This window comes from Halorhabdus tiamatea SARL4B (assembly GCF_000470655.1).
GTDB lineage: Archaea > Halobacteriota > Halobacteria > Halobacteriales > Haloarculaceae > Halorhabdus > Halorhabdus tiamatea.
On sequence record NC_021921.1, the window covers coordinates 1742455 to 1763065 of the forward strand.

Below are 20611 nucleotides of genomic sequence, written 5' to 3' on the forward strand. Positions count from 1 at the left end.
GAATGCGCGAGATCAGATTCCTGTCACTCCCGGCCGTCGAGTGCGAGCGATGCGAGCAGTGCTTCGAGCTGGATCCGTTCGCTCGCGCCCTCGGTGATGCGGTAGTCGGCCTCGCCGACGCGATCGAGGACGCGGACCGCCGCCGCATCGGAGAGGTCGAACTCCCAGACGGTGCGGTGAAGCTGGTCGATGATGTCGCCGCCGGCGATCCCCTCCTCGGTCAGCAGGGTGTCGAGACGCGAGCGAGCGGCGGTGAAGTCGCCGTCGAGGGCGAAGTCGACCATCTCGTGGATGTCCTCGGGTCGGGCCGTCGAGGTGATCTCGAAGACCGCTTCCTCGTCGACCGTATCGCCCGACATCGAGGCGGCCTGAAGGCCGTTGATCGCCTTGCGCATGTCACCGCCGGCGACGTAGACTAAGGCCTCGATCCCGTCGTCGGTGACGTCGATGGCCTCCTCGCCGGCGATCTGACGGACCTGTGCTTCGACGGCCTCGTCGGCGAGCGGCGAGAACCGGAAGACGGCACACCGGGACTGGATCGGGTCGATGATCTGACTGGAGTAGTTACACGAGAGGATGAACCGGACGTTGTTCGAGAACTGCTCCATCGTCCGGCGAAGCGCTGACTGAGCGTCCGAGGTGTTGTGGGTCAAGATCCCATTGGCGAGCATGAAGTTCGGCGTCCCCTCCATGCTGATATTGTACGCCTTGCCACGATGACTGTATTCGATATTTTGGATCGTAACCGTTTCGACGGACTCCAGTCCACCGTCGGTCACGAGAGCAGGTTCGAATTCGTCTCTCTCGTAGTGTTCGTGGTGTGGCAGTTCGCCGTCCCCAACAACGACAAACGTGTACTCCTCACCGTACGTTTCCAGAAATTCCTTCACCTTCTCGGTCTGTCCCCACAGCTTGGCGACGCCTTTGACCTCCACGACAGTGTCGCCGATGAGGAAATCGGGATGGAACACTGACTCGGAGAGCTCAAACTCCGGTTCGTACTCGTATTCGACGCCAGCATCCTGCAACGCCTTCGCGACTTCGTACTCCCAGTCGGATCGGACGAGATGGCCGAGTTCATCGCTGTGTCTGATGTTCCCACCCGTCGGTTCGTGACCTTTGAGGGCTTCCGAGACTTTCTGAGCTACCTCGGGGTCCCGCATCGGGTTGTTATCGCCGGTGATGTCACAGACAGGATACTCGCAATTCTCGGTGGCTTTCTCGATCAGTTTTTGTTTCTCATCCTCATCCAGATCGTCCCACCACTCGGACATCGACCGGCTGATGTCCGCTTTTACCGTCTCGGGATCGGCCTCGACAACCCATTCGTCCCAGGACGTTCCTGACCGTTTCTCGCTAAGATTGTCACAGAAGCGTTCGATGCTTTCTTCGTCCATTTCCCAGACAGAAACGCCGTGGAAATCATCGCCGTAGTTCGGGTTGTCTTCACCTTCAAGTCTCCCGTCGGAGAGCTTCTCAACGATTTTCTCGCGTCGTTCCGCGGACCACTCCGTCCCATACATGGGATTGCCCTCACCCTGCATCTCACGACTGTGTCTCTCGTCCTTGCAGGAAACCGAACAGAACCGTCCCGCGGTCCAGTCACCACAGGATTCACACCGCGAAACGCCGATGTCGTCTTTGAAATCAGCTATCTCGTCACCCGGCTCCAGTTCCTGTAGCTCTTTCTCGACGAGTTTCCCACCTTCATCGACCACGAAAAACGGATGCGAGAGGCTCGCCTGGATGGTCCGTCCATCCGCAAGTTCGAGTTCAAAGAAATCCGCGATGCCGGAGTCGACACGGTGTCCCTTGTCGGATTGGACCTCGCTGGTCTCGAAATCGACGGATGGAATCGGTTCTCCGTCTTCTGCTACGTCTTCGATGTTTTTCACCTCTGGCTTCGACGGATACCCCGTTACAACCTCGGTTCCAGGCGGCACGCACAGTGCGTCGGCCTCGTCGAGGAATATAATTCGGTAATCGTAGCCGCCAAAAGAAGTGCGCGCGAAGCTCTTGACGCGGTCGCGGACGACGTCTATCCCGCGTTCGTCACTCGCGTTGAGTTCGAGGAAGTTCTCCTCCCAGTCCTCGCCGTAGAGTTCCCGCGCGATGGCGGTGGCGGCGGTCGTCTTGCCGACGCCGGCCGGCCCGGCGAACAGCATGTGGCTGAGGTCGTTGCGTGAGACGTAGCTGCCCAGTCGTTCGACGATGGCCTCGTGGCCCGCGATGTCTTCGAGGGTTTGGGGGCGGTACTTCTCGATCCAGACCTCCTGTCGACCCGCCCGGGTTGACTCGGCCTCGCTCATGGGCGAAGGGAAGTGGTGTGGTGGCATAAAGGCGGGGATGGCGAGGCCGAACGAAGTGAGGCCTCGGAATTGCGAGCGGGGAACGAAGTGACCCGCGAGCAGCGAGAGCGAAGCCGCACGAAGTGAGACCTCGAAAAAAATCGAACGGCGAGTGAAACGAGCCGTGAGCAGCGAGGGCAAGCAGTGAGTGGATGGTACCCCGAAGGGCTCATGTCCACGCACGCGAACGGACGGATATGGAGGTCACGGTAGAGTTAGTCGGCGAGGCCACGCGCGAACTCGACGTCGAGCCCGGGGCGACCTACGGCGAGTTGCTCGCGGACTTCGACGTGAGCCCACACGAGGTGTCGGTACTCGTCGACGACCGGCCAGTCCCAGAGGACCAGCCAGTCGACGCCGAACACGTCCGCGTCGTCCGGCTCATCAAGGGTGGCTGATGGCGATTCGCAGAGCGCGGGCTACCGATCTCGTCGACGTGTTGAACGTCCTCGACGGGGCCGATCTGGCGACCGACCACGATCGGGTCCAGACGGCTATCGAGCGGGGGGACGTCTTCGTCGCTGTGCCGGACGAGGGGCAGGACGATTCGCCTGTCGTCGGTGCGCTGGTGCTCGACGGTGACGAGATCGCGAACATCGCGGTACGTCGACGACGCCGGGATCTAGGGATCGGGACCGCGCTCGTCGAGCGAGCGATGCGAGACCGTGATCGACTCGTCGCCGAATTCGACGCAGGCGTAGAGCCGTTTTACGAATCGCTGGGGTTCGACGTCAAGAGAGAGGATGACGCTCGGTATCGTGGTGTGTGGCTGTCGAGTGACAGTCGGTAGGTGGAGGGGCGCTCGGAGACGGTACAGTTTAGTTCGCGGACGGGAAAAGCGGGGACGAGGGCCCGTATCTCAGTCTGGTTAGAGAGAGCGGCTCATAACCGCTTCGTCCTTGGTTCAAATCCGAGCGGGCCCATCCAGATTTTGCAGGTTTTGTGGCCGACGATATCAATGGGTAGAAAGTGTTTATCGGCGGTTCTGTGATTTTGAGCAGTGAAACGGATCGGTGGTTCGGGTAGAGTCCAACCATGCGATGGAAGGATACGGCTGCAGTCGTGCGATTTTGAATGGTCGAAGGGTGTTTTCATGACTTGTCAGTGTCATTCATCATTCGGACATTTCAGAACGGTAGATTGGATATTTCAAATGAGCGCGGTACTCCGAGAGAGCTCGCATCATCAAGGAGTACGTGTTTACCCCGAGGTCTCGACAGCCGGCACAGCGTGAGCCCGTGAGATCATTTCATTGTTGCTGACGACTCGACGAAGCTCTTCGTATGGATTGCGTCCCTGCTGGCGCCACGTCGCCAGCAGGGACAAGACCGTCTCGTGAACGAACATTCCTCGTTCATTACGGAGCGTTCCGATGATTTTCCGGAGAACTACTGGCTCCCGAAGCGCGTTCTCTGCGGCATTGTTTGTCGGAGAGACCGCTGGCTCACCGACGAAGGTGAGCCAGTGGTCGAGACCTCCTTCGATCTTCCCGAGCAGTGTTGCCACTGGTCCGTCGGGTACTGACCGGTCAATCAGCGATTCAAGCTCTCTTCGCGCCACACGCTGGAGGTTTGCTCTCTCACGAGGACTTGGGTCGCTCTCCAGCCGGGCCTGGAGAGCGACGTATACCTGTCTGAGAGCCTGGTAGATCGGTTCACCTTCCGCCTGCTTTTCCGCGGCGTCTTCAGCCTCTCGAAGAATGTGCGCCCAGCACCGCTGGAGGTTGCTGCTGAAAGCTGGGTACGCCGTCCACCCGTCACAGACCACCGTTCCCGCGAAGTCCTCGCCGAGGACTTCCGCGGGAACATCACTTCCACGACTCTCCCTGACCGCGTACAACGTATGTTGGACGGTCTGAAACGTCCAAATCCATGCCTGTTCACCGTCGCGTTTGATGCCTGTCTCGTCGATGTGAACCACGTCAGCATCCAGAATCTCTTGACGGATCTGCTCGTACTCACAGCGACCGGCGCGTGCAGCGCGCTCGGTCGCGTGCCACGCGGATGCACCCGAGAGTTCGAGTCCGTGTAGTTGCTCGAAGCGATCAGCGATCTTCCGGTAAGGAAGGCGGTGATCGTACCGTGACAGAGCTGATTGAGCGATGACGTTCACCCCGAACTGCCCCTCATCGGGGCAGTCGGGGTGAGCCGCAACTGTCTCTGTTCCACAGGAATCGCACTGGTAGTAGTGGCGGTTGTACCGGGTGATCTCTGGGGGCTGCGGATCAGGGATCTCCTCGACGAGTCGGGGGCTGACGCCCACCGACTCGTCGAAGTGGTCGCCACACTCGGGACAACGGTCACAGGTGACTTCGATTTCTTCGTCGGGATCAGCTGTAGAACGCCACTCCGGATCGTGACCGTCTTTCCGACCGGGAGTGCCACCGTCAGTTCGGAGATCGTCGTCTTCGTCATCTTGCGAGGTCGGGGACTCGTCGGTCCCCGACCGTCGCTTGCTGGGTGGAGTGTGCGGATTCTCGTATTTGCGAAGACGTGTTTCGAGTTCTTCGATCCGCTCGTCTTTCTCTTGTAACTTCTCTCGAAGCTGTGCGTTCTCTTGTTCAACCTCTTCGACTCGTTGTTCAAGTTGTAAAAACCGGGAGAACAACTCCTCTTTGGTGAGATTATCTCTGTTCAAAGATCCCACCTTCCAGTACAGACAGCAGAGGCAACGGGATGGGCTCCACGACGGAGCCCATCCCTGAGGATCATCACGAACCTCTGCTGCCAGTTCATACAGCCCAACTTATGCGCCTCCTATGAGACAGCATCGAAATCAGTTCGGGCTAAACACATACATCAAGGACAAAGATGGGTCGCACGAAGGCGATTGATGAGATCAAGACAGTGCTCTGGACTTGAAATTGTAGTTCCCGACGATCCCAGAGATGTGAGCGGCGACAGTGAACTTTTGCAGCATCATCTAAACACGACTGAAGGGAACAGACCGGTTCTTTCGTGCAACACGATTACCGACTTGCGCTGAACTTAGCAAACTTCGACGACTGCCGGAAAGTAGTCCAGGGGAGAATATATACGGGTAAATTGAGACGATTGTGGCATGGGTGCATCAGACTGGGCCGGCCGAATGTGCGATCAACTTGAGGGGAAGTTCGATATTTGTGATGACCGTGCGTTACGGGTGACGACGCTCGTTCGCCTTCTTCGGGGCGAAGGGTACGAAAACGTCTTCGGTGAACATGGCGGTGAACGCTGGGCCCGCCACAAGGAACTATTGATCGACCGGCTTGACGAATCCCTCGAAGACCAACCTGGCGACACGATAGAAGCACGCTGGAATAATCTGATGGATGAACTAGACTGCCAAAACCGAGCAGAAAATGGGGTATATCTTATCCCATGGGATGAACACGACGCTGACGACTGGCAAGATCCGGGCCTTACGGACTCTTGGCCAGAGTAGCTGAAACTGATCCTTGCTTCGGAGACCTTATGATCCAATTGGATCAGAACCAGACTCTCATATATTCGTAAGGGCGTTCCCTACCACTAGTGCGACTCCTGATGCAGCGATACCCAAAGCCAGTAATCCATAATTCGCGATCGGGTTCGCCGCTCGGGCGACGTCGTAGGAGTAGTGGTCGTCACGAACCGGTGCGAATGGTTCGACTCCCATCGGCGTGAGAGCGTCTGCAGCGATGTGTGAGAGGATCGTGACTGTCCCGACCAGTAACCCGAACACGCCGAGACCGATCGCCGCGAGAATGCCGTCACTTGAGCCAATTGCGAGACCAATGAGGCCGAGCGCGATCCCGACGAGAGCGGCGAACCAGACGGTATGGGTGATTCCGCGATGGGTGATACCGGGGACTCGCTGGTCGTAATCCGGAACCATGGCGAGGAGACCGGCCCCGACTGCTCCGGCCATTGCGGCCCCCTCGAACTCCACGACGAAGATAACGAATCCTACCGGGGCGTAGGCGAGCGACGCGGCGCCGATGTGTCCCTCTCGATGCATGGGTCCTAGACCGACGCGTCGATGTCCTTTGACGCGAGCGTTCGCCCAAGCAAGGAGAGGTCCTCGCGAGACTCAAGCTGTTCGAGCCACCGATTGGGAAGCGACTCCTTGCCGAATCGAGCGCCGGCGACGGCTCCTGCGACGGCACCGATGGTATCCGAATCGCCACCGCGGTTTACAGCCGACACGATCGCTTCTTCGGCTGAGTCGGCTGCCAGCGCATCGTAAAGTGCCGTTTGGAGTGTGTGGACGACATAGCCACTCGTTTCGAGATCGGAATCGTCGATTAGATCAGGTACTAGTCGGAGCGATTCGACGAGCTCATCCGGTGCGTCTTCGTCGACTTGGGCCAGTGCGTCGGCGAGTGGATCCTCCTCGCCGCGGAGATACCCGGCGATCGTCGCATTCAGAATAGCGCACCCGTACTGGCACCGCGGGTCGTAATGCGTGATCGCCGAGGATTGCTTGCTCACTCGTTGTAGCGTGTCTGGATCGTCAGCGAAGGCGATCGCATTGGGAGAACACCGCATCACGCTGCCGTTCCCGGCGTTCGAGCCTTCAGATCGATGTTGCCAGACCTCCTGACCAGCTGAGCGCCAGTCCGTTCCATGACTGTATTCTCTGAGTGCATCGGCGGTCATCAACCCGATATCGAACGGGTCGGTTTCGAACCATTCCAGAAACCGGTTAGCGATATCCTGACCGTCAAAGCGCTCGTTCTCGACGAGACTCCGGGCAATACACAACGCCATCTCGGTATCGTCCGTGACTGTCCCCGCAGACTTGCCGTGTGACCCGTTCGCCAGCATCTCCGTCACGGTGCCGTACTGTCGATCGATCTCGTCACCGGATTTGAATTCGAGTGGGCGGCCGAGTGCGTCACCAGCTGCCAGCCCAAGGAGGATACCTTCGGCAGCATTGGATGATACCATACGTGCCACTAAATTCTCCGCCATCGTAAATTTCGGTGACCGTCATTACATTTGTGCTCCGTTGGGAGGGTCGTTTCTCGAGGTACAGTCCTATTTCGGAGGGAGATTTATGATTCCAGCCTTGGTCATCGGGTCTAACGATGCCGGACTATCCAGATCTGGACGAGATGGATGATTTGTGGCCGGACAACGGGTTCGCGGTTATCATCGAGGACGAAATGAAACCACCTGATAGCGAGGATTTTGTCAATGTCCTTGGGGAATTTGAAGAGCCAGATCTCGACCTTCCACCACCTCGAACGGGCTATTCGTATTGGGTCAACGATGCTGACGGAAATTCCTATACCCGCGAAGAGTGGCAAGAGTACAAGAAAACCTGATCAGGAGACAGCATACTATGCATCTCGACAAAGATCGACTCCAAACGCTCGCTGACCGGATTGCTAAACACGACCTGACAGAAAGACATCGACAGAGTACCCAGAATACCTATGAAACGGTGTTTGGGATCGAGACGACACCAGAAGCAGGCAGAGAACATTTGGATCTGATATTCAAGCGAGTAATCAAAGCCCGCGCGACGCCGCTGAGTCGGGAGCAGTATCATGATGTCGTCAACAAAGTCTCTCCGGAGAAAATCATCCAGCAGGACACGCATCGAGAGGCATTTGATACGCTCCGCTCTCACCATCATATCGCTCAGAAGATTGCGAACGAATTTCTTCGACAAGTTGTCGATGTCTTCGGCATTCGACGAACGGAGTGGCGTGACCAATTAGATGTAGCGTTGGATACCAATGTCATCCAGGCATTGGTCAAAACGGGTGCGATCGTCGTGGACAAGACGGAGCAAGACCGAGGTCCGACACAGATTGTGAATTTGAATCCCGAGAGTGATCCCGACAAGCGTATCGGCTATCAGGAAATACAGCGTGCCATGGGTGACGCTGCCGAACAAGCTGGATTTGCCCGGATTGTCTTTGATGAACTCTGGCTCGAAAATCGAGAATTCATCGTTGATTCTCTTCTTCAGTCAGAAAGTATATTTGAAAATCTCAACCTGATCCGATTCGGAGCATAGAAACAAGCTTCAGGTTCGGTGGTTCATTTCGTAACAGTCGCCAAGGAGAATGGGCATTGCACCGTAGTATTCCAGTGTTTCCCTTAGTGATTGGTACTGGGTTGAGATTAGTTCGCTCATTGCCTCCCCCGCTTTCCGGATATGCTCGTTTCGATTCCCTGCCCCAAAGTCGTACTCCGCGTGCTTCTTGTATTCGTGTAGAAGCTTTTCGACTTGGAGATCGGGGACTCTGGTGTCTGAAGTGATAATCGGTGCATTCGTTACCTGAGTCCTCTCTCGCTTTTTCTCTGTGAGGGTGTAATAGTGATATTCACCGTCGCGCTCTACGACTCTCAACCCATTCTTCGCTATTTGGGGGTTCATCCACATAATTTCGCCTTGAAAGTCTCCACCTGTGTATTCGGCTACGAATACCTCTCTCAGCCAGATTGTTAGCTGTTGAGGATCGACTTCAGCCCAGTCCCGAGATATATTTGAAAGCATTTTCTCCATCTCAGGAGACTCCTTGACCTCGTCTACATAGGCCCTTTTCTCCGAACGGATCTCTTGGATCTTCTCGGTTATGTTTTCAAGAAGTTGATTGAGATCGTGCGGTGCTTCTTCATCTAAATGGTTTTTCAAAAAATGATCTTTCAACGTAGTCGAGACTTCATCTGGGTAGGGTCTGAAACCATAACCTGCGAGCTCAGCAACAAGTGATTCGGTACCACCGTCGACACCAAGCGGTGAGGAGGCCCTGTAAGATGGCAGGTTATTGAGCCAAGGTTCCAGAACTTGTTCACGAATGTCGTTCGTATGCCGTATCCTAACCCTGGTCCGGATATCCTTTCTCAAGGTCCAGTAGGTTGCGCCTGCTATCGAGAGTGTAGCTAATATCCCGCCGATGGTGAGGACGGTTTCTAGAGATACCATCTATGTGACTCCTGTTCTTTCCGTGGCGATTAGAAGCTTGTTCACAAAATACACCTCAACTGAACAGCTCTCATCATCACTTGGAATTATATTAGGTTTGTTGTGGCGACGTGATTTCTGTGCGACCACGTTGAAGATGCTTCCCTCCAAACTCCTAGGTATGTGTGGCCGAAACTCGCTCTTCATCGACCAGGCTGACTTCGAGGCCCGCTTCGATGCCGAGATCGTCGCGGACGGCGGGTACACACCCCGATACAACATCCCTCCTGGCGACGACCTACAATCATCACGAACGAAGGCTCCGACGAGATCGTCGCTGACCACCTCGACTCCCTCCACCACGAGGCGTTCTTCGTGGTCTCAACGACGTTCGAGGTGACCGCCCATCGGACGCTGTGGTTCGGCCTCCAGTACGACTCGGAGACGGTCGAACAGAGAGAAACAGTCGGGAACGGCGCGCTTGCGACGCTGCGCTGGTACGACGGCGAGACAATACCTAAAACGAAAGCTTGCGGAGCGAGTCGGAGACCGACAGGAGCTGCTAATTCCGACCGGAGAATCATCCTTCGAGAAGGCGAGCCTGAACCACTCCTAGGTCGATCTGCTTCGTGGCAGCTGCTGATTTTCAGGGGCCGGGATGGGTGAGCCCCGCTGTAGGCTCGTGATAGGGCGCGTGGCACTCCCACCAGTTCGTTGGATCGGAAACCTGAAGAGACAACCAACTGACCTTAGGTTAGCGTGGGAAGCCGACGACAACAGTCGTGGAAGGATATCACTTCTGGGCCGGGAAGGCAGGGTTTCAACAAAGCCTCTCGGCCACAACCATTCGTCACTGGAGAGTGTTCCCAAGTGGCCCAAACTCGAGAGGCATAGCAGGCAGTTCTCGGCTCGGCTTCCGTTCCTCTTCGAGATTGACGGTGAAGGCGAGGTAGATGAGTGCTGCTCGGGTTTTCCGCAGCATAGTGACTGCTTTCGTCTCAAATTCGTCTCGGACCATCTTCGTCGCTAATTCATCCGTGAAATCACCCTCTGATCGCTCTGTTGTCTCCCACGCCGTGAGTTTCACATACCGGTGCTCTACACCATTCCGAAGTTCAGTGAGCTCTCGGCCCGCCAAATCCAGTGAGTTCTCTATCCGTAGCGAATCATCTCGCAAGTCCTTACTCAGCCAGTAAAGTCCTCGAAGCGGCAGGTTTGCCCGGCCTGAAAATTGCTCTTGCAGGGTTCTTCCGTGCCGGTTCTGGAACCAGATGTCGGTAAATGAAACGTCCTCCGTATCGCGGCCACATTCGAAATAGTAGTTGATGAACTGCGCGATCTTATCGAACAGAGAGTACGCTGTCCGGAGAGCAATCTTCAGCTGTTCACCGTACACAGAGTGAACGGGGTAATCCAGCGTATTCGTCAGATGGACGTTCGCATCCCCGAAGTGTGGCCCGTCAGGGTGACTACCCTGGTACAGCAGATATCGGGCAGTCACGAATTCCTCGACCAAGTGATTCCATAACCCCAGACAGGTTACGATTCGTTCCGTCCGTGCGTCCTGTAGCTGGCCCAGATGGAGCGTATCTTGAGCAGCAATCGGCTCGTCCGTTACATCATTCAGCGTGTTCAGGAAGAGACGATGCTGGAGACACCACCGCCGATACGCTCGCTCCTCGTCGCTATCCCCGAGGTCACTCTCCTCGAAGTCAAGAATCTCATCAGACGGGGGCGGAGACTCGAGTTCGGCTGTGATTCGGGTTTGATACCGCTCGAACTGTTGGACCGTGTTCTCAGGCGAGAGACCTACGAAGCGGTCCATCTTGGCCTTCTTTAGTTCATCGTATGCTTTCTTCAGCAGAATTTCTCGATGCCCGTTGTCGTAGTCATACCTTCCGTATGTGTAGAAACCGATGCCGCGTTGGCCCCGGGCAGGGAAGAAGTACGGTTGGCGGATTAACGCCTCATTCCAGAAGTCAAACGCCTCGACGAACCGCCCGATGGTCGAATACAGATTTCCTAGGTTCGTGAACGACCGCCACTGTTCTAGGGGCGAGAGTTCGTCGACGGTATCTTCTTGAATTGCGAGGCGATAGTGCCGGATTGCGTGTTCCCGGTCGGTATTCTCCCAGAGCCATTCGTTACCCCGGTCGGCCTCCAAGGACATTCGGTTCGAATATGCTGTGCCGAGCCGGTAGTGCAACATTCCGCGGAGCTCGGCATCAAGCGAGGACGGGTCCAAGTCTTTGGCGAGGTCAATCCCTGCGGAGATCGCGATTCGACTGTCGATGTCGGCGCCGTGGTCAACGAGCCAGCCGATAGCCCTGAGCTGATTCCATGGTGAGAGATTCTTGACTGACTCGACCATCTTCAAGCGGTCGATGACCTCCTTCCGATACTCGGGAAGCAGAGCTTGGAGTGACCGGACCTCTAAAGCTGTCAGACGAGACGTTTGCTCTGCTTTCACGGTAAACAGTCGGGAGTAGGGTGGCCGTATATTCGATACATGTGCTCCGGGTTCGCTGCCTCGAGGGTGTAGTTGATGTCTTCGATCAGCGTTAACTTGTTCTCCTCGTACCAGCCGTCACGGGTTAGGTGTTTTCGGTCCATTACTCGACGTTCTGTCTCTCCGACAACGGTTCAGCGACAATCGGAGAATCCTCAATCCGTTCCTCCGCCTGGTCAAAATCATCCCTACACGAGTACACGAAACGGTTTGATCGGGTAACCTGCAAATCTCGTTGGAACACCACATTTTCACGGTTGTCCTTCTCCCACACCTCCGGCATATCAGGGTAGACACTGGTCTCGATGATAGCCAGCATCACCCAAGGCGTCAACGGAAAATACACCTGCACACCTCGATTCATCAATCCCAGCTCACCGTAAGGCCCGAAATACAGCTCATTATGCCGCACAACCGGGAAGTCGGACGTATAGTACGGGAGATCAGAATTGTTCAAGAACAAGTGCCACTCCAACTTCATCAACATATCTCCGAACTGGCCGCCGGTTTCTTTGATCAAATCATTCTGCATCTCCCGCAAGGTGTCATCCTTCTTCGTCTCATCAATCTCCTCCTTCAATTCTTCCGCCATATTCTCCCGGCCAACCTGCTCCTCAATGCCCTCAATCATTCCCTGGATAGACGATCGCTCGCCGCGTGTCCTGATCATCTGAACACCGAGGAACTCAGCAACAGTCTCCTTCTCATCCTCTGATAGAACAGACAACGACTCGTTCTCTACTATTTTATCGTATGGATTCGTTACCCGACCCTCTAAATCCTCCAGAAATTCCTCCATCTCCGGCTCCAACTTCGTCTTCGGATCGTAGAAGAAATTCTCCGTCGCTGTATTCCTTACACTCGTCTCGAAACTGCGTTTGTTCTGTTTGTCGAAACAGTAGACAGAATCACCATCCGGCTTGGTAGAGAATCTACGGAGATGCAACCGGGGCACGTAGTGCTGAGAAACCTTCTCATCTCTCATACCTGGAGAACAACCGGCCAACCGTCATAAAATCTACCGTAAATCTAGGTTCCTACTCTTCGTCGTCGTGGATCTCAGCGTCAACATCCTCAATGCTTTCTTACCGTGGACAGCGATTTTCCTGATCCAATCCTCTGCAGTCACACTCCAAGAGTACTCATCCATGCGATCACGGAGATCTTTCGTGGCCCCCATCACTGTGGTTTTGAAAAAGCGTTTATCCAGATTGCTTGTAATGCAAGAGTATGAGAGACAACTTGGATTTTACAGAAGCTCTCAAACGGGTTCTACCAGACGCTTACCATGAAGACGCTGACGTTGTAGAAGGCCACGACGACGAAATAAGCAAGTTCCTCGGCCCTGCACTTCGGACGAAGCTCAGGCGAGATATGATTCAACGAGATCTCGAACCGGCCACGGAATCAACTGTGGAACTCTCGGAATTGGACTGGGAACCAGAGCTTTCCAGCGACGGAACAGATCTAGAAGATATCGTTGTCCGCCGGTACGTACCCATGGAAAAGTTTCTGTCGCTGCTGGAGAGCGGACTATGGTTCAGCCGGATCGACAACTTCGCTGACCCATTTGAAGGAATCGTCTCTGGAGAAACCATACGCAGGCGATGGGATACATGGTACTACTCCGAGTCAGAAGGCGACCCAGCACCATACGACGTGAAGGACTACGGTAAGGCCAAGGACGAGATTATTCGAAAACAGACCTTTGCATCCTGCTGGCGGTGGGGAGGAGAAGAATCCCGAGTGTTCTGGGATGCATACATTGGCGAAGACGAAGGCCTCGCTATCGAAACTACACTCGACAACCTACTCTCCGTGATCGAGGACACGGACCAAAAAATCGTAGTAGGGAAAGTGAACTACGAAGAATACCGAGGTGGCAGAGACCAGTTCGCTAACGACCATCTCGCCAGGGTATTCCACAAGCGGAAGGGCTTCGAGGACGAACAGGAGCTCCGTCTTGTAACCAGAGAACAGGTTGAGGACATCGATTACGACTGCAACGAGGGCAGGAACTTCTCGGTAGACGTATCCGCCAAACCAGGCCTTAACATAGAAGTAAATCCCTCGGAACTGATTGATGGAATAATACTGGCCCCTGGAACATCGGACTGGGTTATCGACACCATTACAGACCGGCTAAACATTGAAGACCTTGAAGTCAACCTCTTAAGATCATACCTCGATATCGATCCCTATAAGATACCGCCGGAACAGGTTGAATCCTTCATGAACAGCAGGAGAAACGAGCTGCTGGACACTGATTTAGAGGAGTACCGTCGAATCGACTACTACGATAATAATCAATCCCAGTGACCGGTCTCCTGATCCAACGTCTTCGTATCAGGCACTTGCTCGCCCTCGGAGTGCTCAAAGAGATGGTAGCTGAGCCGGCGTTAACACCGACCCCGCTCAGATGATGCCGCCGATGACGAGTAGTCCGACAACAAGCAGCACCGACGCGACAACGCTTCCCCCGGCCAGCCACTTGTTCTCCATCGCCTTCTCGTGAAGCGGCATATCGGCGTACTCCTCGCGGAACGCTTCGAGGTTCTCTTCGTCGTAGAAGTACTTCGTCTTCAGCGCGAACCGTTCCGTCACCGCACAGCCCGTACATATCGGCTCACCTTCCAGCCTCTCCGTTTTGATGTGACTGGAGCAGGCGATGACCGCGCAGTTCGGACAGTACGTATACGTCTCACTGATGCCGCTCATGTCACAGTGGATGCACTGATGGATGGCGTCCTCGGCGGTCACTCTTGACGGGCCTGCCGGGTAGTACTCGTAGGGATAGGTGTGCGCCTGGATGTCGGTAGTGTCCGGAATCTCGGGGAGGTACACTGGTTCGATCGACTGGACGGAGATGTCCGAGCGGTTCGGCTCACAAGTCTTGTTGTATGTGACGTTGTTGTCCCCGGTGTAGGTGACCGTCGTCGTGTGGTGCTGCTGGAGCCGCTCGACGGCCCACTCCTTGTACTCCGTTTGGGTTTGTCCGAGCCGGCTCTCCTCGTCGTCGTCGAATACCTCTCCGAATTGCTCGGCATCGAGGTCGACCGTCGCGTGGGGGTTCTCCGTGACCAACGTCGCGACATCCTCGTCGAGGACCTGTAGCTGCCCGCGTTCGGCGTGGGCAACGAATCGCGTCCAGTCGTTGATCCGGTGGATGACGCCCACCGACGTCTCGAAGACGGGGTTCGTGTCCGCGGTGACCGCGACCATTACATCGTACTCGGTGATGGAAACAACGAGTGGCTGATGGTTCTCTTCAGCCAGGGCGACCAACGACTTCATCGAACCCCCCGAGGGGGAGTACTGATGGAGACGCTTCGACTGGCGCGAGCCACCCCCCACTCGTCGAACGAGTTTTCGAGGCTCTCGAGAAAATCGGGCCCGAACTGGAGCGGTACAACGATCGGGAAGGGCTCTCTGGTGATGCTGATCAACCGTTGATACAGATTATAGAGGAGACTCGCCCTCCTCTTCCGGCGGGGACGTTAGCATTGCATCGAGGAGGGCTGGTTTGAGTTGCTCCAGCTTCGTGAACACCTCGCCGTTTGAGATGTACTCCACTGATTCAGGGATCACCACATCGTGGCTCTCACAACCAGCGCGCGGGCCGAAAAATAGCAACCTTGCGTTCGTTGTTGAACGAGCATATCCCTCCAGCTTTGTCAGTTTGTCATTCAGCTCATCAGCGTCCGTTTCATGGGTTACCTGCGCGACAATACTAATTTCCCCTGGATGGCTCCGACCGAGAATGTCGATATCGCGCAATTCGCTACCGGGTGGAAGGTTTTCACCGATGCTATACAGCTGAAGGAAGTGCGTGTACTCCTGTCGAAGATATTCGAGACAAACCGTTTCGAGTTGCCCCGGTGCCAAGAAGCATGCTTTTTCTTCAGCGCTAGCCTGATTTCCCAAGATCCCGGTAAGGGTGGTGGCGCCGTTATACGCTGCTCGTAGGTATTTCATATTCCCGTTGTCCCAAGTACCCAGTGCTCCCCGAGGGAGTTTAGCCGAAAGAACCGGGTAGTCACGATACCAGACCCACCGAGAGTCCACAAGTTGAAGCCCAGTATAGACATATCCGTCGTCTATATCATCGATATTTTGGAAGAGTTCATAGAGGGGACTGGAAGACTCTTCAGCACGGGTAAGAACCTCCGACTCACTTGTACCGACTGGTACCTCTAGATGTCCCACACATTCTGACCCTCGGCATCCAATCAATAGTAAGTGGGCCTGAGAGCTGTCATCTGGCTGCCTGACAGTCCCAATCTTCATACCACCTTTAAGATTTAGACTGCCAGAACCGTAGTCGGCACCCACGAGAGCCCCAGATTCCGCCCAGTCTTTGAGGTCCTCTATTTTATTACCGAGTTTTCGATAATTCTCCGTTCCAGTTTCCTCGTACCGTCCCGCACATTCGTCGGGATCTGTGGTAATCGGAGTATTTGAATAGTGAACAGCAATCAGGTCATCTTGATACATGTCTTCAATAGCCTCTGCTATGCAGTTGATTCTGTGCCGTATATACACAGTATCAAGTTCTTCGGTCATGGTCTGAAGGTGATTCGGCGTGTCCTAATCCTTTCGTTTATGGATCAGTTAAGGATCGTGAATCGAACCTTTGCGACCAAGATGAATTAACCAACAACCAATCCATATGGTTTGGATGTTGGTTAAGTTGAGTTTTAATGCGCCCGGAAGAGGGGCGCAGGGCGCGGGACGATGCAGTCGTAAGTCGACGGAGGTTCCTCAACTGAGTTGACCAAGATGAAAGATCCAGAGTCCAGAACCATCTTCTTTGGCGGTGACGGACGTACTGACACCGAACTACCCGAGTGGTACCGAGAGCGTCATGGAGATCCAGACCCCGTGACCTTCGCCGAGGCAATTCGTGATCTCTCGCAGGCAGCCGAGACGACCGTGGCGTACCAAAATCTGTACACCGACGAGTGGGGCGAGGTGGAGTGGTTCAACGCACTCGTCGAGCCAAGTCGAACTCGGGAGCAGGCCCGAGATGAGGACACGGAGGCGGACCCGTTGTTCCACGTTCTCACAGCAGTTACGCGATCATCAACCCGGTCAACGTCTACGAGCCTCGGGAGGAGATCCTCCGCGAGGAGAGCATCGACGGGACGCCACGACCTCTTTCGATGTCGTGCAGCGTGATGCCGTCATCTAGTGACGGCAACAGGTTTGCGTCCGTGGCCGGATCGGATTGATCAGCAAGGGCCTAATTACGGTCAGCGCCCTGTGTCGGCTGGTTCACCGCCAATCGGTTCAACACATGCGTGTTCCCCATACTCGACTAGAGGTTCACATTCCCAATAAGCCACGGCATGGCGCTTCCGCGTTCAGGAAAGACTTGATTTCCTCCAATCCCAGTACAGTCCCGAGTAGTCTCTGTTTGTATCCAGTTTCCGAGAATAGTTCCTGAATTCAGTGATCTCCGTGTTCTACCTCTAGCCCATATTGCTGGCGATGTGTTGGTAAATACTTTACAACTGAAATACATCCATATCCGGCCGGAAGGTCGGGCTACCTAGTTATCGGACCTCTTCCGGTTGTAACCCTAATCGGGGCTGGAGCCTCCGATCTCGCCCACACTGACTCTGGCCGCCAATAAGAGGCGTCAACCATTCGATGGACTTGTGTTCATATCCCACAATGTGGGAGAGGTTGTGTAGACTATCCCTCGGCAGGGAGGGACGCAATACCGCCCGCCAATTCGGGGTCAGGCAGATTATAGGGGTTAGAGGACCGGCCATCCTATCTCCCAACTCTAGTTTAAATACATAATCTTCCGGACGTAGCACAAGCTATAAGACAAATTCCTGGGAAATGGCACCATGGTTGAGGTTACGGGTATCGGCGTTTATAGCTGTGTGAAAACGGAGGGTGACAATAGTCCCGATCCTTCAACTGTAGGCGTTCTCCGCGATGAAGATCTCAACGCTGACGCCGGCGCTGAGGCCTCCCGTATCTGTGAAGAACTTATAGATACGGCACTTGATAAGAAATACGGGGATTCGAAAAGCGCCCGAAACCACCGGTTCAGCGCCGAGGCCGAGGTGGGGCGAACCGATGATGGCGAATCTGTTATCGAAGTGCTCGAGGAGATCAGAAACGATGGGGATATCGAACGATACAGCGAGTACATCGCCGACTGGTACATCACCGAAATTCAATCTCGCTCCGACCTGATCATCGTCGCACCGTTTGAAGAACATGACCGAGATTTCGTGGCGGTGATCAAGACACCGTTCCTACCCGATGCACACGAGATCGATACCGACGAAATGTTCGTAGAGCACGAGCGGATTATCCGGGAAGAAACAGACAAGAGCATCATCTACCCCTTCTATGACGAGTTCGAGAATGAATCTGACTCTGAGCAGGCGCACGTCTATCAACGGGACGGCAGCCAACACTACGCGAAATACTGGTGGCGGTTCCTCCGGCTCGAAGAAGAGAAGCACCCAGACGAACTCGTCGAGGGCTCTATCAGCCAGCGGATGGATGGCGAAGCTGGAGAGTTCGACTCGTTAGATGGCTTCATTGACTTCGCGGCAGAGGAGTTCGACGACGAGGTCGGGCAAGAGGCGACAGTCTCTATCGAGATCGCGAACACTTCCTTCCAGATCCCGCTGAGTGAATTCCAACAGCAGGAAAACGTCAAACTGGCGAAAGAGGGTAATACGTACTACGTCGTTCTATCAGGGACACAGCCACAGATGACGGTTGGATCCGGTAGGAACAAGCGCAGCGTGTTCGACGAAATCGACGACCTGCCTCGCCCTAGCGATCTCTTCTAACTGGGTATGCCTTCTGACCTTACTGAAGTACTGCAGCTGGTCCGGTCTCTCGAGTCCGAGGGCGAGGGAGAAACCACCCTGACCGACATCGGATTCACCGTAACAGCATCGGATCTTGACAGAGACAAACTCTTCGATGTGATTGAGGCCGTCCACACTCACCCGGAGTGGTTTACTGATTTCGAGCTCCGAACCGATAGCCCGACGATTCGACTCTTTGGAAAAAGTGGGACGGGCGTCGTGACGCACAGTGATGGATTCGAAGAACTCGCCGAATTAGACTTATCTACCAACCACGACCGGTCCGAGCGAGGGTTCAATAACTACCGTGATTCAAATATCGAGCGAGCAGTCGAGTTCGTTCACACACTCGTCGACGGTCTCCACACCAATGACGGTCACAGCGTCACGCTAACCGGAATTGTTGATAAATCGACTATTGAAGATGAGCTGATCTCGACGTTTCCGAGCGTCCTTCAGAGTGAGATCGACGTGTTCCTCTGGCCCGATCCAGACACGCTTGGCCAGTGGGTGGAGAGCAAGTCGATAGCTGATGTAATTGATGCGTTCTTTGCGTTCGAGAAACTGCCGGTATTCGTCTTTGAAAGCAGTTTTAGCTCTATTTTCGATGCTTCGGTTGTCACCACATTAGAGGATGTAGACGAGTTGGAGGGTCAGGAACTCGCTGATAGCCGTGACCAGTATCAGGAAGCCATGCAGCGGGCCCGTAAGAGCACCGTTTGGCACGATGACCTGTCTCCAGTTCCTCCTGCTGCTGTCATCCCGGTCCGAGACGTGATTCCTGGCTTCCAGCCCGTGCTGGTGTACAGCATTTACGGGGTGTTCTCATCGGCAGTCGAAGTAAAGAACGGAGCGATAGAGTTCACCGTCACCTCAGAGCCGACGACCTTTACAAAACAGGTGGACCCTCACGATGCGAGCCGCGACCACGATTTAGCCGAAATCGAAGGACTCGTACGTGCATACGAGATCTACGCGGAACACGAAGACAAAGCAGCGTTCCGGGATTTTTGGCGACTCGCGATAGCCAACACCTGCGACGATCTGCTCGATTTGCCGGAACACGTTGAGGAGGTACGGGAGTACTACGAGGATCTGCAGGTAGATGCTATTGAAGAGAACTTCGACGATTTGAGCGACGCAATCCAGCAGATTAACTCCTTCATGACCGGGCTGACGAGTCGTGTCTCCAATGCGGCCACACAGCTCTCCCGGCAGATCCAGACGCTGTTGTTCACGCTCATCGGGACCATCGTGGCGAACCTCTTTCTCGTTCTCCGCTGGAACAACGTGACCTATGTACCACCGTTCAGCCTGTTCATCGTCGTTGTTCTGGTCGGGATCTATTTCCCGTTAATCCAGGATCGAATCGAAGACCTGACTGGACTTCGGGAAGAGGTTAAGAAGGACTACGAGATGTATGAGGCCGAAATCCGCCGTTTTAGCGAGCAGATATTCGACTTCGAGGAGTTGGAGGGGCGGAAGGACTCCTATATTTGTATGGCGAAAAAGAAAGAAAAGTGGGCGCAGGAGCGACTAGCCCTGATATTCCGGTTACTGATGGTTACGTGGGCTGGGCTAGCTATCTGGTCCTTTGTTGGTTACCCGGTTGCCAGTATGCAGACTACCGTAGGCGCTGCATCCTTGATCGGCTTGATCGGTATCTGGCAGTACCACGGTGAAAAGGAGTATTTCGACTACCAGTACATGATTGGGTGCGTAACGGCTGGATTCGGTGTGTTGGGGCTACGCTTCCTGGTTGAAACGTCACTCTGGACCTTCTAACGAGTTCCAGATAGATGACGCTGTTGAGCCTCGGCTTGTCGAGTTACAACTGTTCGGGGAACCAAAGCCGAAGTTCGCCTTCAGCGATGTCCGGCTCCGATGCATGCACCAAGTCCTGCAACGCCCGGCCTTCCTGGTCAGCGGCCTCATAGGAGTCGTCGCCGAGGTCGCCACGGATCGTTTCCTCGTCGGCCGACACTGGCTCCGTATCCCCAGCGGTGTCGCGCAGCTGTGATGCTGCA

Annotated in this window: 17 protein-coding genes, 1 tRNA gene and 6 pseudogenes; 12 read left to right on the plus strand and 12 right to left on the minus strand. The window is 55.0% G+C overall.

Translation table 11 applies throughout. From position 1 onward, the window contains the following. Nucleotides 1-23 precede the first annotated feature (23 nt). Entirely contained in the window at nt 24-2309 is a 2286-nt protein-coding gene (locus HTIA_RS17420; RefSeq protein ID WP_008524346.1) for a replication factor C small subunit, read from the minus strand. Nucleotides 2310-2545: 236 nt separating this feature from the next. Here HTIA_RS17420 and samp2 point away from each other — a divergent pair, with 236 nt between their 5' ends. The 3 genes from samp2 to HTIA_RS08610 all read left to right on the plus strand — a co-directional run bounded on the left by samp2 (nt 2546) and on the right by HTIA_RS08610 (nt 3271). Next, the gene (gene samp2 / locus HTIA_RS08600; protein WP_008524348.1) at nt 2546-2746 is read left to right on the plus strand and encodes a ubiquitin-like small modifier protein SAMP2; all 201 of its coding nucleotides are present in this window, start codon (nt 2546-2548) and stop codon (nt 2744-2746) included. After that, nucleotides 2746-3138, plus strand: coding sequence for a GNAT family N-acetyltransferase (locus HTIA_RS08605; RefSeq protein ID WP_008524351.1), 393 nt, complete (start codon nt 2746-2748; stop codon nt 3136-3138). Before samp2 ends, HTIA_RS08605 begins: the two co-directional genes overlap by 1 nt. 58 nt (nt 3139-3196) lie before the next feature. Further along, nucleotides 3197-3271, plus strand: a tRNA-Ile gene (locus HTIA_RS08610). A gap of 277 nt (nt 3272-3548) precedes the next feature. On the opposite strand, the gene tnpC is transcribed toward HTIA_RS08610, so the two are convergent. Continuing rightward, nucleotides 3549-4994: an IS66 family transposase gene (gene tnpC / locus HTIA_RS08615; protein ID WP_008528725.1), complete on the minus strand. Its 1446-nt coding sequence runs from the start codon at nt 4992-4994 to the stop codon at nt 3549-3551. Nucleotides 4995-5408: 414 nt separating this feature from the next. Between tnpC and HTIA_RS08620 the strand changes: the two genes are divergently transcribed. Further along, on the plus strand, nt 5409-5771 hold the full coding sequence (locus tag HTIA_RS08620; RefSeq protein ID WP_008524456.1) for a hypothetical protein: 363 nt from the start codon (nt 5409-5411) through the stop codon (nt 5769-5771). 57 nt (nt 5772-5828) lie between these two features. On the opposite strand, the gene HTIA_RS08625 is transcribed toward HTIA_RS08620, so the two are convergent. Together HTIA_RS08625 and HTIA_RS08630 are read right to left on the minus strand one after the other, a co-directional pair. After that, nucleotides 5829-6326 carry a metal-dependent hydrolase gene (locus tag HTIA_RS08625; RefSeq protein ID WP_008524458.1) on the minus strand — a complete coding sequence of 166 codons (498 nt, stop codon included), beginning with the start codon at nt 6324-6326 and terminating at the stop codon, nt 5829-5831. 5 nt (nt 6327-6331) lie between these two features. Beyond that, nucleotides 6332-7258: an ADP-ribosylglycohydrolase family protein gene (locus HTIA_RS08630; protein ID WP_008524459.1), complete on the minus strand. Its 927-nt coding sequence runs from the start codon at nt 7256-7258 to the stop codon at nt 6332-6334. Between the two features lie 140 nt (nt 7259-7398). On the opposite strand from HTIA_RS08630, the gene HTIA_RS08635 reads away from it, so the two are divergent. After that, nucleotides 7399-7638, plus strand: a complete 240-nt coding sequence (locus HTIA_RS08635; protein WP_008524460.1) for a hypothetical protein — start codon at nt 7399-7401, stop codon at nt 7636-7638. 17 nt (nt 7639-7655) lie between these two features. Next, a complete protein-coding gene (locus tag HTIA_RS08640) occupies nt 7656-8339 on the plus strand; it encodes a hypothetical protein (protein ID WP_008524461.1) in 684 nt (227 codons plus the stop codon). 9 nt (nt 8340-8348) lie between these two features. Here HTIA_RS08640 and HTIA_RS08645 read toward each other — a convergent pair whose 3' ends face one another. After that, nucleotides 8349-9251, minus strand: a complete 903-nt coding sequence (locus HTIA_RS08645; protein ID WP_008524462.1) for a hypothetical protein — start codon at nt 9249-9251, stop codon at nt 8349-8351. Between the two features lie 160 nt (nt 9252-9411). On the opposite strand from HTIA_RS08645, the pseudogene HTIA_RS17425 reads away from it, so the two are divergent. Both HTIA_RS17425 and HTIA_RS17430 read left to right on the plus strand, forming a co-directional pair. Continuing rightward, nucleotides 9412-9575 (plus strand): annotated as a pseudogene (locus tag HTIA_RS17425) (SOS response-associated peptidase family protein); the annotation flags it as partial. Continuing rightward, a pseudogene (locus tag HTIA_RS17430) lies at nt 9555-9846 on the plus strand (DUF6735 family protein); the annotation flags it as partial. The pseudogenes HTIA_RS17425 and HTIA_RS17430, both read left to right, overlap by 21 nt. A 234-nt stretch (nt 9847-10080) precedes the next feature. On the opposite strand, the gene HTIA_RS08650 reads toward HTIA_RS17430, so the two are convergent. From HTIA_RS08650 to HTIA_RS08655, 3 genes are read right to left on the minus strand one after another with little or no spacing between them, the layout of a single operon-like run. Continuing rightward, complete coding sequence (locus tag HTIA_RS08650) at nt 10081-11700, minus strand: LA2681 family HEPN domain-containing protein (protein ID WP_008524463.1); 1620 nt, start codon at nt 11698-11700, stop codon at nt 10081-10083. Continuing rightward, a complete protein-coding gene (locus HTIA_RS16640) occupies nt 11697-11843 on the minus strand; it encodes a hypothetical protein (protein WP_008524464.1) in 147 nt (48 codons plus the stop codon). The genes HTIA_RS08650 and HTIA_RS16640 overlap by 4 nt, the downstream gene beginning before the upstream one ends. Next, a complete protein-coding gene (locus tag HTIA_RS08655; RefSeq protein ID WP_008524465.1) occupies nt 11843-12724 on the minus strand; it encodes a DUF4238 domain-containing protein in 882 nt (293 codons plus the stop codon). Before HTIA_RS08655 ends, HTIA_RS16640 begins: the two co-directional genes overlap by 1 nt. Nucleotides 12725-12969: 245 nt before the next feature. Here HTIA_RS08655 and HTIA_RS08660 point away from each other — a divergent pair, with 245 nt between their 5' ends. After that, nucleotides 12970-14058: a hypothetical protein gene (locus HTIA_RS08660; RefSeq protein ID WP_008524466.1), complete on the plus strand. Its 1089-nt coding sequence runs from the start codon at nt 12970-12972 to the stop codon at nt 14056-14058. Nucleotides 14059-14154: 96 nt separating this feature from the next. Here the strand turns inward: HTIA_RS08660 and HTIA_RS17175 are convergent. Both HTIA_RS17175 and HTIA_RS08670 read right to left on the minus strand, forming a co-directional pair. Continuing rightward, a pseudogene (locus HTIA_RS17175) lies at nt 14155-14961 on the minus strand (restriction endonuclease); the annotation flags it as partial. 237 nt (nt 14962-15198) lie between these two features. Then, nucleotides 15199-16302 (minus strand): hypothetical protein, encoded by a 1104-nt coding sequence (locus tag HTIA_RS08670; protein ID WP_008524470.1) that lies wholly within the window; start codon nt 16300-16302, stop codon nt 15199-15201. A 216-nt stretch (nt 16303-16518) separates the two neighbouring features. Here HTIA_RS08670 and HTIA_RS17025 point away from each other — a divergent pair. Next, nucleotides 16519-16889 (plus strand): annotated as a pseudogene (locus HTIA_RS17025) (hypothetical protein); the annotation flags it as partial. Here the strand turns inward: HTIA_RS17025 and HTIA_RS17435 are convergent. Next, nucleotides 16868-17050: pseudogene (locus tag HTIA_RS17435) on the minus strand (hypothetical protein); the annotation flags it as partial. The pseudogenes HTIA_RS17025 and HTIA_RS17435 overlap by 22 nt on opposite strands. Before the next feature lie 547 nt (nt 17051-17597). Between HTIA_RS17435 and HTIA_RS08680 the strand changes: the two are divergent. Then, complete coding sequence (locus HTIA_RS08680) at nt 17598-18563, plus strand: hypothetical protein (RefSeq protein WP_021029445.1); 966 nt, start codon at nt 17598-17600, stop codon at nt 18561-18563. Between the two features lie 6 nt (nt 18564-18569). Next, entirely contained in the window at nt 18570-20369 is a 1800-nt protein-coding gene (locus HTIA_RS15460) for a hypothetical protein (RefSeq protein WP_008524474.1), read from the plus strand. Between the two features lie 43 nt (nt 20370-20412). Here the strand turns inward: HTIA_RS15460 and HTIA_RS17295 are convergent. Further along, nucleotides 20413-20601, minus strand: a pseudogene (locus HTIA_RS17295) (nucleoside-diphosphate kinase); the annotation flags it as partial. Nucleotides 20602-20611: the final 10 nt, after the last annotated feature.